The organism is Chitiniphilus shinanonensis DSM 23277 (assembly GCF_000374805.1).
Classification (GTDB): Bacteria; Pseudomonadota; Gammaproteobacteria; order Burkholderiales; family Chitinibacteraceae; genus Chitiniphilus; species Chitiniphilus shinanonensis.
In genome coordinates, this window is sequence record NZ_KB895342.1 from 12,809 (window position 1) to 29,001 (window position 16,193).

Here is a 16,193-nt window from a genome sequence, read left to right on the forward strand (position 1 = left end):
CATGCCTGACCATCGCGAAGGCAGGGCGCCGCGTGCGCGCCTGCTGAACCCGATCGCCGCCGTCCTGCTGTGCGCCCCGCTGGCGCAGGCGGAGGACGAACGCACCACCACGCTGCCCGTCACCGTAGTCACCGCCAACCCCCTGGGCAGCGACGCGCTGTCGCAACCCGCCACGCGGCTGGACGGCGACGCGTTGCGGCTGCGCGACGCCACCACACTGGGCGAGGTGCTGACCGGCCTGCCCGGCATCGCCAGCACCTCGTTCGGCCCGGGCGCCAGCCGCCCGGTGATCCGCGGTCTGGACGGCGACCGCGTGCGCCTGTTGCAGAACGGCGTCGGCGCGCTGGATGCGTCCGCGCTCTCTTACGACCACGCGGTGGCACAGGACGTGGCCGGCGTCGACGTCATCGAAGTGGTACGCGGCCCCGCCGCCCTGCTCTACGGCGGCAGCGCCATCGGCGGCGTGGTCAACACGCTGGACCAGCGCCTGCCGCGCCAGGCGCTGCACGGCCTCGAAGGCGCCGCCACCGTGGAGTACGGCGGTGCGGCCAGCGAACGGCTGGCCAGCGCCCGCCTCGACGGCGGCAACGGCGACTACGCACTGCACGTGGACGGCTTCGCCCGCCGCAGCGACGATCTGCGCATCCCCGGCTACGCGTGGTCCGAACGGCAGCGCGCCGGTCTGGGCAGCTACCACCCGCCCGAGCACGACCATGATCACGGCCACGAAGCGCACGAGCACGAAGAACACGCCGAATCGCCGCAAGGCACGCTGCCCAACAGCGACAGCCGCGCCCACGGCGGCGCGGTCGGGCTGTCGCGCACCTGGGACGACGGCTACCTGGGGCTGTCCTACGGCGCCTACCGCAGCAACTACGGCTCGGTGGCCGAAGAGGATGTCCGGCTGGACCTGAAACAGGATCGGCTGGCGCTGGGTTTCGCCCGCCAGGGGCTGGCCGGCCCGGTGCGCGAGGTGAAGGCCGACCTGGCCTACACCGACTATCGCCACCGCGAACTGCACGATGGCGAAACCGGCACCACCTTCAAGCATCGCGGCTACGAAGGGCGCGTCGAACTGCGCCACGCGCCGCTGGGCCCGCTCGACGGCGTGATCGGCGTGCAGATCGGCCAGAGCAGCTTCTCCGCGCTGGGCATCGAGGCATTCGTGCCGGACACCGACACCGACCAGGCCGCGCTGTTCGCGCTGGAGCAATGGCAGCTCGGCGGCGGCACCCAGTTGAGCCTGGGCGGCCGCGTCGAATACAACCGCCTCAGCCCGGACGATGGCGGCAACCGGCGCTTCGCCGGGGTCGAGGCGCGCAGCTTCACCGCCGGTTCGCTCTCCGCCGGCGTGGTACAGCCGCTGGCGGGCGGCTGGTCGCTGGCCGGCAACCTCGCCTACACCGAACGCGCGCCCACCTACTACGAGCTGTACGCCGACGGCCAGCACGTCGCCACCGGCACCTTCGAGCGCGGCGACCCGGACGCCGACAAGGAACGCGCCACCTCGCTGGACGCGGCGTTGCGCTACCAATCGGGCGCAGACCGGCTGTCGTTCGGCGCCTACTACAGCCGCTTCGCCAACTTCATCGCGCTGGAACGCACCGGCCGCTGGTGCCACTCGCACGGTGACCACGACCACTGCGGCAGCGTCGAGCACGAAGGCGAATCGCCCGAATACCGCTACCAGGGCGTGCCCGCCACGCTGTACGGACTGGAATTCGACGGCGCCTGGCGCGTGTATCGCAGCGCCGCGCGCAGCGTCGACCTGCAACTGTGGGGCGACGTCACCCGCGCCGAGCGGCGCGACAACGACGAAGCCTTGCCGCGCATCCCGCCGGCGCGGATCGCCGGTGCGGTGGTGTACGGCCAGGGCCCCCTGTCGCTGCGCGCCGAGGTGCAGCACGCCGCCGACCAGACCCGCGTACCGGACAACGACAGCGCCACCGACGGCTACACCGTCGCCAACCTGGCGCTCGGCTACCGCTTCGAGGGCGCCGGTGGCGCGCAGTGGCTGGCCTACCTGCGCGGCGACAACCTGGGCAACGAGGAGATCCGCTACGCCAGCTCGCTGACGCGCGACATCGCGCCACAAGGCAGGCGCAGCGCCCGCGTCGGAGTCTCCGTGCAGTTCTGACCTTCAACCCTGTTCCCCCTGACTACGCCGGACCGCACGCCAACGCGGTATCCGGCGCTTTTTATCGGGAATCGGGCTGAAACTTTGCAATACGGTCAGGACGCCAGGCAGACCGTTATCGCCACGGTGGACGAACCGACCGTGCAGTTGTCAAAGCTGCCTCAGACGGTGATGCAAACCAATCGGATTGCTCGCCAGGCGGGTCGGAGCGGCCGACTGATGCGAAAGCGAGACGGTTGCCAAGCGGGCGCGCGATAAGCAAGGGAAGGGGATCTACCACGAATCCCGCGCCGGGCCCGGCTGGAGATCAATCAAGACAAAGGCCCGGCAAACGCAGGGCCTCGATGGGATTTGGCGCACCCGACAGGGATCGAACCTGTGACCTTCAGCTTCGGAAACTGACACTCTATCCAACTGAGCTACGGGTGCGGAAAGAGGATGCGGATCATAACGCGTTTCGCCTGGAGCGTCCATGCGCGGCTTTGTAGGCCCAATGTTTGCCGGTATAATCCGCGCGGTTATCACCGGACCCCCGTCCGGCTCAGAACGAATCAACTCAAATGACAAGGGATGGCAGCATGAGCGGTTCCAATGTCGCCGGCGGCGCACAAAAGGTAGTCGGCATGATCTTGGCAGCGGTAATCGGGTTCCCGCTGCTGATTTTCCTGGTAGCCAAACTGTTCACTTCCGGCCCCGGCGTGGACCTGGGCCAAGCCAATATGACCAACGAGGCGATCTCCGCCCGGCTGCAAGCGGTGGGCGCGGTCAAGCTGGTGGAAGGCGGCCCACCCGGATCGCGTAGCGGCAAGGCCGTCTACGAATCGGTCTGTATGTCCTGTCACGCGACCGGCATGGCCGGTTCGCCCAAGTTCGGCGACGCCGGTGCCTGGGCCGCGCGCATCGCCAAGGGCTTCGACACCCTGACCAAGCATGCCATCGAAGGTTTCAACGCCATGCCCGCACGCGGCGGCGCCACCGACCTGACCGACGACGAAGTGAAGCGCGCGGTGGCCTACATGGGCAATGCCGGCGGCGCCAAGTTCGAGGAACCGAAGGTGGCCGCGGCGGCCGGCGGTGCCATCGACCCGGCGGTCAAGGGCAAGGAAATCTACGACTCGGTCTGCATGGCCTGCCACGCCACCGGCATCTCCAACGCACCCAAGTTCGGCGACAAGGCCGCCTGGGCGCCGCGGCTGAAGGATGGCGCGGATGCCGCCGTCGCCATCGGCATCAAGGGCCTGAACGCGATGCCGCCCAAGGGTGGCTACCAGGGCTCGGACGACGAGTTCAAGGCCGCTGCGCTGTACATGATCAACGCGGCCAAGTAAGCGGTCCCGCAATACCCGAACGGGCGGCCTGGCCGCCCGTTTTCATTGGAGTGAACGGATGTCCTTCCTGATCCGTCCCGCCACCCCGGCGGACGTGCCCGCCGTGCTGGCGATGATCCGCGAACTGGCGGAATTCGAGCGCCTGACCCATCTGGTGCAGAACACCGAGGCCATGCTGCACGACACCCTGTTCGGCGAGCGCCCCACGGTGGAATGCGTGGTCGGCGTCGAGGACGACGCGCCGGTGGCGTTCGCGCTGTTCTTCCACAACTACTCCACCTTCGTCGGCCGGCGCGGGCTGTACCTGGAGGACGTCTACGTGCGCCCGGTGGGGCGCGGCAAGGGCTACGGCGGCGCGCTGGTGCGCCACCTGGCGCGGCTGGCGCAGCAGCGCGGCTGCGGCCGCTTCGAGTGGACGGTGCTCGACTGGAACGAAAACGCCATCGGCTTCTATCGCGGTCTGGGCGCCGACGTGCTGCCGGACTGGCGCATCTGCCGCGTCACCGGCGACGCCCTGGCGCGACTGGCCGCCAGCTGATTCCGCGCGGGCGCGTCTCTTTCGGGTTTCCGACGCGCCGCGCTCCTGTCCGAGCCCGAACAGGAGAAAACAACGTGTTCAATTACTGGTTGGTCCTGGGCCTGGCGGTCTTTACCGAGATCGTGTGGGCGCTGTCGCTCAAGTACGTGCAGACCAATCCCAGCCCCTGGGTGATCGCCGGCTCGGTGGTGCTGTCCTTCGTCAACATGGCGCTGCTGTCGTTCGCCATGCGCGGCATTCCCGCCGGCACCGCCTACGCCATCTGGACCGGGCTGGGCGCGGTGGGCGTGACCATTGGCGGCATCATCTGGTTCGGCGATCCGCTCGGCGCCGCGCGGGTGGCGTTCCTGGCGCTGATCGTGATCGGCGTGGTCGGCCTCAAGGCCGTCAGCCCCTGAGCGGCGCACCCCAGCGAAAAGGCCGGCATCCGCCGGCCTTTTTCATTGGCGGCAATCTGCGCCGCGGGCGATCCACCCTGCCCTACACCCCGTGGCTGCGGAACCACTTGAGCATCTCGGCCCAGCCGTCCTGCGCCGCGGCGCGATGATAGCTGGGACGGTAGTCCGCGTTGAAGCCGTGGCCGGCATCCTCGTAGACCACGATGCGCGACGGCTCGCCCGAGCGTTTGATCGCCACCCGCATCCGCTCCACCCCGTCCAGCGGAATACCCTGATCCTTGCCGCCATACAGTCCCAGCACCGGCACCTTGAGCTGCGCCGCCACGTCGACCGGCTGGGTCGGCGTGTTGTCGCTGGCCTTGCCCTCGACCCGGCCATACCACGCGGCGATGGCCTTCAGTTCGGGATTGTGCGCGGCGTACAGCCAGGCGATGCGGCCACCCCAGCAAAAGCCGGTCAGCGCCACCCGCGCGCCATCCCCGCCGTGGGCCACCGCCCAGGCCACGGTGCCGTCCAGGTCGGCCATCACCTGGGCGTCGGGCACCTTGCTCACCACTTCGCGTTGCAGCGCTTCGATCTCCGGGTACTTGCGCGGATCGCCCTGGCGGAAGTACAGGTCGGGCGCGATGGCCAGATAGCCCAGCTTGGCCAGGCGCCGGCACAGGTCCTGGATGTGCTCGTGCACGCCAAAGATCTCCTGCACCACCACCACCACCGGCAGGCGACCGCTGGCATTGGCCGGGCGCGCCACGTAGACCGGCAGCTCGACGTCGCCCCGCTCGACGAACGCCGGGCCGACCTCCAGCCCCTCGCTATCGGTGACGATGGTCGAGGCGGCCACCGGGCGTACCGCCAGGGCGAACCCGGTCGCCAGCGCGGCGGCCAGGAAGCCGCGGCGCTCGCTCAGGAAGGATTTGGACTGCTCGGACATGGACCACTCCTCACACAAGGCAGCACGGCTGCCGATCGATCGGACGCGCCCGGCCGGAACGGGCCGGCGCGTGTATGCTGGAAACCGTGTCCATATTAGCAACGGTTATCATGCAGAAAACCCTTTTGCTCACCGGCGCCAACCGCGGGCTCGGTCTGGAGTTCGTGCGGCAGTATCTGGCCGCCGGCTGGCGGGTGATCGCCGTGGCGCGCCACCATGCCGACGAACTGGCGACGCCGGATACGCCGGCATTGCGCCGGGTGGCGCTGGACGTGACCGACTGGCAGGCGGTGGCCGGGCTGGCCGACGCGCTGGCGGACGAACGCATCGACCTGCTGCTGAACAACGCCGGCCGCTACGGCGGCGACGATCAGGCGCTGGGCAAGCTGGATCCGGAGGAATGGTTGCGAGTGCTGGCGGTGAACACCGTCGCCCCGCTGATGCTGGTGCAGGCGCTGCGGCCAAGGCTGGCGCCCGGTGCGGTGATCGCGTCGATCAGCAGCCGGATGGGCAGCATCGCCGACAACGACAGCGGCGGCGCCTATCACTATCGCAGCGCCAAGGCGGCGCTGAACGCGGCGCACCGCAGCTTGGCGCTGGACCTGCGCGGCCGCCATGTCTGCGTGGTGCTGCACCCGGGCTGGGTGCGCACCGACATGGGCGGCGGCAATGCGCCGCTGTCGCCGGCCGAATCAGTGCGCGGCATGCGCGCGGTGCTGGAACGGCTCACCCCGGCCGACAGCGGCGGCTTCTTCAACTACGACGGCACGCCGCTGCCCTGGTAGCACCGGCGCTGGCCGCGTGCCGCTGGCGGAAGGGTTTTGCTGGCCACGTTGGCGCGGCTGACAAAACCCAGCACAGCGGTCCTGGCAAGAAGCGCAAAACACAGACAGTACGTGTAGTACGGCAAGTTTCAGCTCGGCGCCCCCGCGCGACGCCGCCAGGAGGTTTTTTCAGCCGCACTCAGCGGGCGCGGCTGCCGTGCGGCGCCGCCCGCAAATACTGCCGCGGCCACGGCGTGCTCTGGCGCAACGCCTCGGCGGCGTGCAGCGGCCAGTACGGATCGCGCAGCAGTTCGCGCGCCAGCAGCACCAGGTCGGCCTGACCGGTGCGGATGATGTGGTCGGCCTGCGCCGGCGCGGTGATCAGCCCCACCGCGCCCACCGCCACACCGCTCTCCTGGCGCACCCGCGCGGCGAATGGCGTCTGGTAGCCCGGCCCGACCGGGATCCGCGCGTCGGGCACCATGCCGCCGCTCGATACGTCGATCAGGTCGGCGCCCAGCGCCTTCAGCGTCTGCGACAGCTTCACGGTGTCCTGCGCGCTCCAGCCGCCGTCCACCCAATCGGTGGCGGACAGTCGTACCAGCAGCGGCAGTTGCTCCGGCCAGACTTCGCGCACCGCCGCCACTACCTCGCGCACCAGCCGGGTGCGGTTTTCGAAGCTGCCGCCGTATTCGTCGCCGCGCTGGTTGCTCAGCGGCGACAGGAACTGATGCAGCAAGTAGCCGTGCGCCGCGTGCACCTCGACCACGCGGAAGCCGGCGCGCAGCGCACGTCGCGCCGCGGCGGCGAAATCGTCGATCACCGCGGCGATGCCGTCGCGGTCCAGTTCGTGCGGATGAGGGTAATGTCCGGCAAACGGCAGCGGCGACGGCGCGACCACGTCCCAGCCGCCCTGGTCCGGTGGCACCGCGCCGTCGCCCGCGCCCGGCGCCCAGGTGCTGGCCTTGCGGCCGGCGTGCGCCAGCTGGATGCCCGCCACGCTGCCCTGATCGTCGATAAAGCGCACGATGCGCGCCAGTGGCTCGATCTGTTCATCGCGCCACAGGCCCAGGTCCTGCGGGCTGATGCGGCCTTCCGGCGACACCGCGGTGGCTTCGAACAGCACCAGTCCCGCACCGCCGACGGCGCGGCTGCCCAGGTGGACCAGGTGCCAGTCGTTGGCGAAGCCGTCCTCGGCGGAGTACTCGCACATCGGCGAGACGGCGATGCGGTTGGGTAGGGTCAACCCGCGCAGGGTCAGCGGCTCGAACAGGTGCGGCATGATGGCTCCGGTCTGCAATGACAGTGGCGGCCGATAGCCATCACTTGGGGTGATCGCTATCGACAATGATTGTCACTGCACATGGGGAGCGTTCGCGCAAGTTGCAAGCGGGGCGGTAATTTTGGCACCACCGCTTCGGGTGGGCCTCAACCCAGTGGGGAAACCCCGAAAATCAGTAGCGTGCACATCGACGCTACGCACGCGGCGGCCATGCCGATCCATAGCGCCTTGGTCCAGGCGGCCTTCATCTCTTCCATGCCGAACTCCTCCAGTGGGGCTTTCTTGTGTTTTTTCGGCAGGGCATGCGTGCTGCATCGCAGCAAAAAATCCTTTGTTTTCGCTGGCTTGTGTCGAGTCATGCATCAGCAGCGCCCCTGCTGCGGCCAGCGGTTTTTATTGGCAATTCCGGCCGCGCACCACTATGCCGTAGGCATGCACCAATCTGGGTTATCACTCGATAAACGGTAGTTATCAGTGGAAAACTACACGACGGCAAGTTTGGGCCAAGACAAGATGCCGCCGTCCTCAAACCCTTAGATTGGACTCAATTTCATCCAGTCCCCCGAGGCAGCCATGCGCCGAATCCCGCCCGAGCAACTGCAACGTCCCCTCCAAGCCTATTACGACGGGGTGCCGAACTACCTGGTCGACGTGTACGACTGGTGCTACGTCAACCCGCGTCGCGCGCGCCTGCTGGACCGCAACATCGTGGTCCGCACGCTGCTGTTCCTCCAGGACCAGCGGCTGATGCGCAGCTACCTGGAACGCATCCGGCCGGGCTCCCGGGTGTGGCAGGTGGCGCATGTCTACGGCGATCTGGTGACCCGCGCGGCGCGCAAGGTGGGGCCGCACGGCGCCTTCCACCTCACCGACATCACGCCGGTGCAGGTCGAGCGCGGCCTGCTCAAGCTGGGCCGCATGCCGTGGGCGCGGGTGTTCCGCTCCGACGCCGCCAGCTTCGGCGGTCAGGGCCGCTACGACATGGCGTGCAGTTTCTTCCTGCTGCACGAGATCCCCGAGGACAAGAAGCGCGAAGTGGTCGACCACATGCTGGCGTCGTTGGCCGAAGGCGGCGAGGCGGTGTTCGTCGATTACCACCGGCCGCGTCCGTGGCAGCCGATCGGCTGGCTGCTGCGCGGGGTGAACGCGCTGCTGGAGCCGTTCGCCTACGCGCTGTGGCAACACGAGATCCAGGAATACGCCACCCACGCCGACGACTACACCTGGGAGAAGCGGACCTTCTTCGGCGGCGTCTACCAGCGGGTGGTGGTGCGCAAGAAATGAAAAACGCGGCTTCGGCCGCGTTTTTTCGTATGCCCCGACGGGCGCCACGCCGTTGCCGGCAGGGCGCCCGTTGGCGCTTATTTCTTGGCGGGCGTGGACAGCAGCGCTTCGAGCTGCTCCTTGGGGATCGCGCCCGACACGATGCGGCCATTGCCGAACACCAGTGCCGGCGTGCCGGTCACGCCCAGCTTCTCGCCCAGCGCGAGGTTGTCGCTGATCGGGTTCGCGCATTCGGTGTTGCTGCCCTCGGGCAGCTTCTCGTCGTGCACCCAGGTCTTCCAGGCTTCGGTCCGGTCGGCTGCACACCAGATCAGCTTGGACTTGCGATCGGCATCGGGGTGGATCGACAGCGGGAACAGGAAGGTATAGATGGTCACGTTGTCCACGCCGGCCAGGCTTTCCTTCTCCAGGCGCTTGCAGAACGGGCAATCCGGATCGGAGAACACCGCCAGCTTGCGGCTGCCGTTGCCGCGCACTTCCTTGATGGCCTGATCCAGCGGCAGCTTGGAGAAATCGGTGACCGCCAGCTCGGCGATGCGGTCCTGGGTCAGGCTGGTCTTGCGCGCCACGTCGACCAGGTCGCCGACCAGCACGTAGTCGCCCTTGGCGTCGGTGTAGACGATCTGGCGGCCTTCCAGCACCACTTCGTACAGGCCCTTGATCGGCGTGTTGCCGATGCTGACCACGCTGCGGCCATCCAGCGACTTTTCCAGCTTGGCGCGCAGCGCCTTGGCGTCCTTGGGTTCCTTGGCCGTGTCGGCCGAGGCCGAACACGCGGTCAGCGCGATCATGCCGGTGGCGATCGCGGTACGGATGAAACGAGCGGGAGCGTGCATCTTATTGTTCCTTTGGCGAGGTCAGGCATCCATCGCGTGGCGGACCAACCGGTGCTTGAGCCAGGATTGCCGGTCGGTCAGCCCAAGGCCGAGATTGCGCGCGGTCTTGAGCAATGGGTTGGGGTTGTTGAACAGTTTCTGCAGGCCGTCGCACACGGTCTGCATCAGGTACACCGGTTCGCGGCGTGCGCGCTCGTAGCGGCGCAACACCAGGTAATCGCCGCAGCGCTGCGGCGGTTCGGCAAGCAGGGTGCGCGCAAGTTCAGCCACGTCGCCGAAACCCAGGTTCACGCCCTGCCCCGCCAATGGATGCACGGTGTGGGCGGCGTCGCCGACCAGCGCCAGGCGCGGCTGGACCAGATGGGCGACGTGATTCAACTGCAACGGGAACGCGGCGGCGCGCCCGAGCTGATGCAAGTGCCCCAGGCGCCGACCGCCGGCCGCCGCCACGCGCTCGGCCAGTGCCTCGGCATCCAGCGCCAGCAACTCGTCGCGCAGCGCATCGCCGCACGACCACACCATCGACATGCGCTGTCCGGCCAGCGGCAGCCACGCCAGCACGCCGTCCTCGAAGAACCATTGATGCGCCACGCCGCGATGCGGCTTCTCGCACTCGAAATTGGCGACCACACCGGATTGACCATACGGCCGGCGCGCCACGTCGATGCCGCGCTGGTCGCGCACCCACGATTGCGCGCCGTCGGCGCCGACCACCAGCCGCGCACTGAGCACGCTGCCGTCGGCCAACGTCAGCCGCGCCGCGTCGGCGTCGATCGCCAGCGCGCTCGGCTGCGCCGGGCACAGCACCCGCACATTGGGCGCCTGCTGCACCGCCAGCCACAGCGCGCGCTGCAACTCACGGTTCTCCAGGATCACCGCCAGTTCGTCGACGCCGGCCTCGGGCGCGGCGAAGCCCAGCTGGGCACGGCCGTCGTCGCCGAAGATGCGCATCTCGGACACCGATTGCAGCCGCGCCGGATCGAGGCGATCCCACGCGCCCACCTGGGTCAGCAGGCGGCGGCTGGCGCGGCTGATGGCGTAGATGCGGGCATCCCAGGTATCGGCGGGAAAGTCGAGGGCGGGCGGGCGGCCTTCCAGCAGCAGCACCGACAGCGGCGAATGGGCCAGCGCCGCGGCCAGCGCCGTGCCGACCAGCCCGCCACCGACGATGACGAGATCGGCGTCGTGAGCATTCATGGCGGGCAGTGTACCGGCTCGGGCCGGGTGGCGCGAGCCGGCCACCCATGAGCACAAGCCTGCCGCGCCGGGGCCTCGGCGACTATCTGCTGGGACTCGGCGCCTTCGCCGCCGGGGTCTGCCTGTTGCACACGCAACCCGCGCTGCCACCGTTGCCGCCACTGCTGATCGGACTGGCCCTCGTCGCGCTGGCCGGTTGGCGCGTCCCCCGCCTGCGCCCCCCTGCCTGGGCGCTGGCCGCGTTGCTCGTCGGCGTGATCTGGGCCGACTGGCACGCGATGCAGCGGCTGGCCGACCGGCTGCCCGCGATGCAGGAAGGCAAACCGCTCGTGGTCGAAGGCCATGTCGATACGCTGCCGCAGACCACGCGCCACGGCCTGCGCTTCGGCTTCCGCCCCGACGGCGACGCGCTGCCCGCGCGCATCCAGGTCAGTTGGTATGGCGAACCGCCCGCCGTCGGCGTCGGCGAGCGCTGGCGCCTGACACTGTCGCCCCGGCGTCCGCACGGCGTGGTCAACCCCGGCGGCCAGGACCTGGAACGCTGGCTGCTGCAACAGCGCTTCGGCGCCACCGCCACGGTGCGCCACGGCGAGCGCCTGCCGGGCCACGCCTGGCGCGCCGGCATCGATCGGGTGCGCGCCGCGCTGGCGTCGCGCATCGACCGCGTGCTGGGCAACGCCCCCTACGCCGGGGTGATCGCGGCGCTGGCGGTCGGCGAGCAGTCCGCCATCACACCGGCGCTGTGGCAGCGCTTCGCCGCCACCGGCATCACCCATCTGGTCAGCATCTCGGGCCTGCACGTCACCCTGCTGGCGACCCTCATCGGCGGACTGGTCGGTGCCCTATGGCGACGCGTGCCCGCGCTGGCCGGACGGCTCGCCAGCCAGCGCGCGCGGCTCATCGCCGGGGTGACGGTCGCCGTCGGCTACAGCCTGCTTGCCGGCTTCGGCGTGCCCACCCGCCGCACGCTGCTGATGCTGCTGGTCGCCGCCGCCTGCCTGTGGCGCGCCGCGCCGATGGCGGCCAGCGCCGTGTGGTTCAGCGCGCTGGCGGCGGTGGTGGCGTTCGATCCGTTCGCGGTGCTGGCGCCGGGCTTCTGGTTGTCGTTCCTCACCGTCGGCGCGCTGTTGTGGTGGTCGGCCGGGCGCGATGGCCGCCCGCACTGGCTGCGCGCCTGGGTCGGCACCCAATGGGCGGCGACGCTGGCCACCTTTCCGCTGCTGGCGTGGTGGTTCCAGCAATTGCCGCTGGTGTCGCCGCTGGCCAATGCCGTGGCGATCCCGCTGGTCAGCCTGGCGGTGACGCCGCTGACGCTGCTCGGCCTGTTCGACCCCAGCGGCCTGCTGTTGCGGCTAGCCGAGCGCCTATTCGCCGGCACCGACTGGCTGCTCGGCTGGCTGACGTTGTTGCCGTACGCCAGCTGGAGCCTGCCGACGCCGCCCGCCTGGACCTTGCTCGCCGCCGCGCTGGGCGTGGCGCTGGCGTTGCTGCCGGCAGGCATGCCGGGTCGCGGGCTGGCGCTGCTGTGCCTGCTGCCGCTGTGTCTGCTGCGACCCGAGCAGCTGCCCGCCGGCCAGTTCCGCGCCACGGTGCTCGACGTCGGCCAGGGACTGGCGGTGCTGGTGCAGACGCGCGGGCACGCGCTGCTGTACGACAGCGGCCCGCCCGGCATGGCCGAGCGCGCGGTGCTGCCCAGCCTGCGGGCGCTGGGCGTGCGCGAGCTGGATCTGCTGCTGATCTCGCACGACGACAACGACCACGCGGGTGGCGCGCAGGCGGTACTGGATGGCCTGCCGGTGCGGCGATGGTCCGGCAGCCTGCCGCCCGATCACGCGGCACGCGCCACGCCCGTCCCGTTCCGGACCTGCGCCGCCGGCCAGCATTGGCAGTGGGACGAGGTACGTTTCACGGTGCTGTGGCCGCCCGCCGGCCAGGTGGCGCGCGACGACAATGGCGCCAGCTGCGTGCTGCGGGTGGACAACGGCCGCACCAGCCTGCTGCTGCCCGGCGACATCGGCCGGCACGAGGAAAATGAGCTGCGCGATGCGGATCTACCGGCCGCGACGGTATTGGCGGCGCCGCACCACGGCAGCCGTTCGTCCTCCAGCGGGGCGTTCGTCGCCGCCGTCGCGCCGCAATGGGTGGCGTACTCGGCCGGTTACCGCAACCGCTTCCGCCATCCCAACCAGGTGGTGGTCGAGCGCTACGCCGCCCACGGCGCCCAGGCACTGCGCACCGATGCCGATGGCGCGCTGGTGTTCGACTTTGCCGACGAGGTGCGCGTCGAAGGCTGGCGCGCGCGGGTGCCGCGCTACTGGCGCGCCGGCGACTCGGGCACGGCAGCATCCGCCGCGGGGCAATGAAATGCACGCGCCCCGACGCCGCCCATAAAGAAACAGCCACCCGAAGGTGGCTGTGTGCTTGATCCGGCCCGCGCTTATTCCAGGCCGCGGCTGTGCAGGTATTCCTCGTAGCCGCCCAGGTAATGGTTGAAGGTGCCGTCGCCGTTCAGTTCCAGCACCTGGGTCGCCAGCGAGCTGACGAACTGGCGGTCGTGCGAGACGAAGATCAGCGTGCCGGTGTACAGCTCCAGCGCCATGTTCAGCGACTCGATCGATTCCATGTCCATGTGGTTGGTCGGCTCGTCCATCACCAGCACATTGGGACGTTGCAGGATCAGCTTGCCGTACAGCATGCGGCCCTTCTCGCCGCCGGACAGCACCTTGACCGACTTCTTGGCGTCGTCGCCGCTGAACAGCAGCTTGCCCAGCACGCCGCGGATCACCTGGTCGTCGTCGCCGGGCTGGCCCCATTGCTTGAGCCAGTCGGTCAGCACCGTGTCTTCCTCGAAGTCTTCCTCGTGATCCTGCGCGAAGTAGCCGATCTCGGCCTTCTCCGCCCACTTCACCGTGCCGGCGTCGGGCTTGAGCGCGCCGACCAGCAGCTTCATCAGCGTGGATTTGCCGACGCCGTTGCCGCCGATCACCGCCAGCTTCTGCCCGGCCTCCAGGATCAGGTTCAGGCTCTGGATCAGCGGCTTGTCGAACGACTTGGACAGATTGGTCGTCTCGAATGCCTGGCGGTGCAGCTTCTGCTTGCCGTCCAGATCGAAGCGGATATACGGGTTCTGTCGGCTGGAGGGCTTCACCTCCACCATGTTTTCCTTGATCTTGTCGGCCAGCTTCAGACGGCTGGTGGCCTGGCGGCTCTTGGATTTGTTCGCGGCGAAGCGCGAGGCAAACGCCTGCAGTTCGGCGACCTTTTCCTTGGCCTTGCTGTTGTCGGCCAGCAGGCGCTGGCGCGCCTGGGTCGAGGCCAGCATGTAATCGTCGTAGTTGCCCGGGTAGATGCGGATCTCACCGTAATCGACGTCGGCGATGTGGGTGCACACCTGGTTCAGGAAGTGGCGGTCGTGGGAGATGATCAGCATGGTGGATTCGCGCGTGTTCAGCGTGTCTTCCAGCCAGCGGATGGTGTTGATGTCCAGGTTGTTGGTCGGTTCGTCCAGCAGCAGCACGTCCGGATCGCTGAACAGCGCCTGCGCCAGCAGCACCCGCAGCTTCCAGCCCGGCGCCACTTCCGACATCGGCCCGGTATGCAGTTCGATCGGAATCCCGGCGCCCAGCAACAACGCGCCGGCCCGCGCCTCGGCGGTGTAGCCGTCGTATTCCGCCACCTTGCCTTCCAGCTCGGCGGCGTGCATGTAGTCGTCCTCGGTCGCATCCGGGTTGGCGTAGATCGCGTCGCGCTCGTGGATGGCATCCCACAGCTCGGTGTGGCCTTGCAGCACCACGTCGATCACGCGCTGGTCTTCATACGCGAACTGGTCCTGCTTCAACTTGCCCAGGCGCACGCCCGGCTCCAGGCTGACGTTGCCCGCGGTGGGCTCCAGGTCGCCGCCCAGGATCTTCATGAAGGTGGATTTGCCGCAACCGTTGGCCCCGATCAGGCCGTAGCGGTTGCCGTCGCCGAACTTGACGCTCACCTTCTCGAACAGCGGCTTGGCGCCGAATTGCATCGTGATATTGGAAGTACTGATCATGATTGTGCTGGTCCTTGCACCAACGGCCACAACCGCCGTTGGGAATAAAATCGTCGGTCGCCCCGGCCTACCACCCCTCCCAGCCCACCCAGTGCATTCTGTTGGATGGCTATGCGAGTGATTAAGAATTTGCTGATGTACACCAAATGGCCAAAAGCGGAACTTCTTATCTAGCGGGGTACCCCGCGGAACGCGGTGTCGCCGGCCGGCGCATTGCGCACGCGGCAAGGCATTGAACCGATTCCGAAAACCCCGCACTTTATCACAGCGAGCCACAGCCATGCTTTCCCAGCCCAGCGTCGCCCCCCGCCTGGCACAGATCGAGCCGTTCCACGTCATGCGCATCCTCGAAGCCGCCAAGGCGCTCGAGGCGCAAGGCCGCGACGTGATCCACCTGGAGATCGGCGAACCCGATTTCCCCACCCCGCCCGCCATCGTCCGGGCCGGGCTGGCCGCGATGTCCGCCGGCCACACCTTCTATACCCCTGCCGCCGGACTGCCGGCGCTGCGCGAAGCCATCGCCCGCTTCCATGCCGAGCGCTTCGGTGTGCAGGTCGATCCACGCCGCATCATCGTCACGCCCGGCGCCTCCGGTGCGCTGCAGCTGATCCTGGCGCTGCTGGTCGGCCGCGACGACGAAGTGCTGCTGGCCGACCCCGGCTATCCGTGCAACCGCCACCTGATCAGCCTGTTCGAAGGCCGGCCGCTGAACATCGCGGTCGACGCCGCCAGCCGTTTCCAGCTGACCGCGCAACACGTGGCGCAGCATGCCGGCCCGCGCAGCGTGGCGGCGCTGGTGGCGAGCCCCGCCAATCCGACCGGCACCGTGCTGGAGCCGGCCGAGATCGCCGCGCTGGCGCAAGCCTGCCGTGAGCGCGGCATGGCGCTGATCGTGGACGAGATCTACCAGGGGCTGGTGTACGACCGGCCGCACGAAACCGCGCTGGCGGTGGCCGACGACGTGTTCGTGGTCAACAGCTTTTCCAAGTACTTCCAGATGACGGGCTGGCGCCTCGGCTGGCTGATCGCGCCCGACTGGGCGGTGCCGGATCTGGAAAAGCTGGCGCAGAACCTGTTCCTGGCCGCGCCGACGGTGGCGCAGCACGCCGCGCTGGCGGCGTTCGAGGACGAAACGCTGGCGCTGCTCGATCACCGTAGGTTGGAGCTTGATAACCGCCGGCGTCACCTACAGCGCAGGATTTCCGACATGGGCCTGACAATTCCATGCAATCCGGAAGGCGCATTTTACCTGTGGGTAGATTTTTCACGTTTTACTGACAGCGCCGAGCGGTTCGCCGCCCGGCTGCTGGACAGCGAAGGCGTGGCGCTCGCACCCGGAAACGATTTCGGCGCAAACCCAGCGTTCATGCGCCTTGCCTACACCCAGCCCATCGAGCGGCTGGAGGTGGCCTGCGAGCGGCTCGGCCGCTCGTTCCCCGGCAGTTGCACGTGATGT

The 16,193-nt window shown here is 68.7% G+C and carries 14 protein-coding genes and 1 tRNA gene; 8 read left to right on the top strand and 7 right to left on the bottom strand.

Going from position 1 to position 16,193, the window contains the following annotated elements:
• The first annotated feature begins 1 nt into the window (after window position 1).
• Window positions 2-2,137, top strand: a complete 2,136-nt coding sequence (locus C556_RS0109760) for a TonB-dependent receptor (RefSeq protein ID WP_018748066.1) — start codon at window positions 2-4, stop codon at window positions 2,135-2,137.
• A 352-nt stretch (window positions 2,138-2,489) separates the two neighbouring features.
• Here C556_RS0109760 and C556_RS0109765 read toward each other — a convergent pair.
• A tRNA-Arg gene (locus C556_RS0109765) sits at window positions 2,490-2,566 on the bottom strand.
• A 149-nt stretch (window positions 2,567-2,715) separates the two neighbouring features.
• Between C556_RS0109765 and C556_RS0109770 the strand changes: the two genes are divergently transcribed.
• The 3 genes from C556_RS0109770 to C556_RS0109780 all read left to right on the top strand — a co-directional run bounded on the left by C556_RS0109770 (window position 2,716) and on the right by C556_RS0109780 (window position 4,401).
• Window positions 2,716-3,465, top strand: a complete 750-nt coding sequence (locus C556_RS0109770) for a c-type cytochrome (protein WP_018748067.1) — start codon at window positions 2,716-2,718, stop codon at window positions 3,463-3,465.
• A gap of 58 nt (window positions 3,466-3,523) precedes the next feature.
• Window positions 3,524-4,003 carry a GNAT family N-acetyltransferase gene (locus tag C556_RS0109775; RefSeq protein ID WP_018748068.1) on the top strand — a complete coding sequence of 160 codons (480 nt, stop codon included), beginning with the start codon at window positions 3,524-3,526 and terminating at the stop codon, window positions 4,001-4,003.
• 74 nt (window positions 4,004-4,077) lie between these two features.
• Window positions 4,078-4,401, top strand: a complete 324-nt coding sequence (locus C556_RS0109780; protein WP_018748069.1) for a DMT family transporter — start codon at window positions 4,078-4,080, stop codon at window positions 4,399-4,401.
• An 82-nt stretch (window positions 4,402-4,483) separates the two neighbouring features.
• On the opposite strand, the gene C556_RS0109785 is transcribed toward C556_RS0109780, so the two are convergent.
• Window positions 4,484-5,332 (bottom strand): dienelactone hydrolase family protein, encoded by an 849-nt coding sequence (locus C556_RS0109785; RefSeq protein WP_018748070.1) that lies wholly within the window; start codon window positions 5,330-5,332, stop codon window positions 4,484-4,486.
• 110 nt (window positions 5,333-5,442) lie between these two features.
• Between C556_RS0109785 and C556_RS0109790 the strand changes: the two genes are divergently transcribed.
• The gene (locus C556_RS0109790) at window positions 5,443-6,117 is read left to right on the top strand and encodes an SDR family oxidoreductase (protein WP_018748071.1); all 675 of its coding nucleotides are present in this window, start codon (window positions 5,443-5,445) and stop codon (window positions 6,115-6,117) included.
• Between the two features lie 178 nt (window positions 6,118-6,295).
• Here C556_RS0109790 and C556_RS0109795 read toward each other — a convergent pair whose 3' ends face one another.
• A complete protein-coding gene (locus C556_RS0109795) occupies window positions 6,296-7,378 on the bottom strand; it encodes an NADH:flavin oxidoreductase/NADH oxidase (RefSeq protein WP_018748072.1) in 1,083 nt (360 codons plus the stop codon).
• Window positions 7,379-7,524: 146 nt separating this feature from the next.
• A complete protein-coding gene (locus C556_RS22950) occupies window positions 7,525-7,737 on the bottom strand; it encodes a hypothetical protein (protein ID WP_157236075.1) in 213 nt (70 codons plus the stop codon).
• 214 nt (window positions 7,738-7,951) lie between these two features.
• Here C556_RS22950 and rquA point away from each other — a divergent pair, with 214 nt between their 5' ends.
• Window positions 7,952-8,662 carry a rhodoquinone biosynthesis methyltransferase RquA gene (gene rquA, locus C556_RS0109805; protein WP_018748074.1) on the top strand — a complete coding sequence of 237 codons (711 nt, stop codon included), beginning with the start codon at window positions 7,952-7,954 and terminating at the stop codon, window positions 8,660-8,662.
• 77 nt (window positions 8,663-8,739) lie between these two features.
• Here rquA and C556_RS0109810 read toward each other — a convergent pair whose 3' ends face one another.
• Both C556_RS0109810 and C556_RS0109815 read right to left on the bottom strand, forming a co-directional pair.
• Window positions 8,740-9,498: a DsbC family protein gene (locus tag C556_RS0109810; protein WP_018748075.1), complete on the bottom strand. Its 759-nt coding sequence runs from the start codon at window positions 9,496-9,498 to the stop codon at window positions 8,740-8,742.
• Window positions 9,499-9,519: 21 nt separating this feature from the next.
• Entirely contained in the window at window positions 9,520-10,695 is a 1,176-nt protein-coding gene (locus tag C556_RS0109815) for a UbiH/UbiF family hydroxylase (protein ID WP_018748076.1), read from the bottom strand.
• A gap of 47 nt (window positions 10,696-10,742) precedes the next feature.
• Here C556_RS0109815 and C556_RS19990 point away from each other — a divergent pair, with 47 nt between their 5' ends.
• On the top strand, window positions 10,743-13,058 hold the full coding sequence (locus tag C556_RS19990; RefSeq protein ID WP_018748077.1) for a DNA internalization-related competence protein ComEC/Rec2: 2,316 nt from the start codon (window positions 10,743-10,745) through the stop codon (window positions 13,056-13,058).
• 74 nt (window positions 13,059-13,132) lie between these two features.
• On the opposite strand, the gene C556_RS0109825 is transcribed toward C556_RS19990, so the two are convergent.
• On the bottom strand, window positions 13,133-14,737 hold the full coding sequence (locus C556_RS0109825; protein ID WP_026262970.1) for an ABC-F family ATPase: 1,605 nt from the start codon (window positions 14,735-14,737) through the stop codon (window positions 13,133-13,135).
• A 280-nt stretch (window positions 14,738-15,017) separates the two neighbouring features.
• Here C556_RS0109825 and C556_RS0109830 point away from each other — a divergent pair, with 280 nt between their 5' ends.
• Window positions 15,018-16,190, top strand: coding sequence for an aminotransferase class I/II-fold pyridoxal phosphate-dependent enzyme (locus C556_RS0109830; protein WP_018748079.1), 1,173 nt, complete (start codon window positions 15,018-15,020; stop codon window positions 16,188-16,190).
• Window positions 16,191-16,193: the final 3 nt, after the last annotated feature.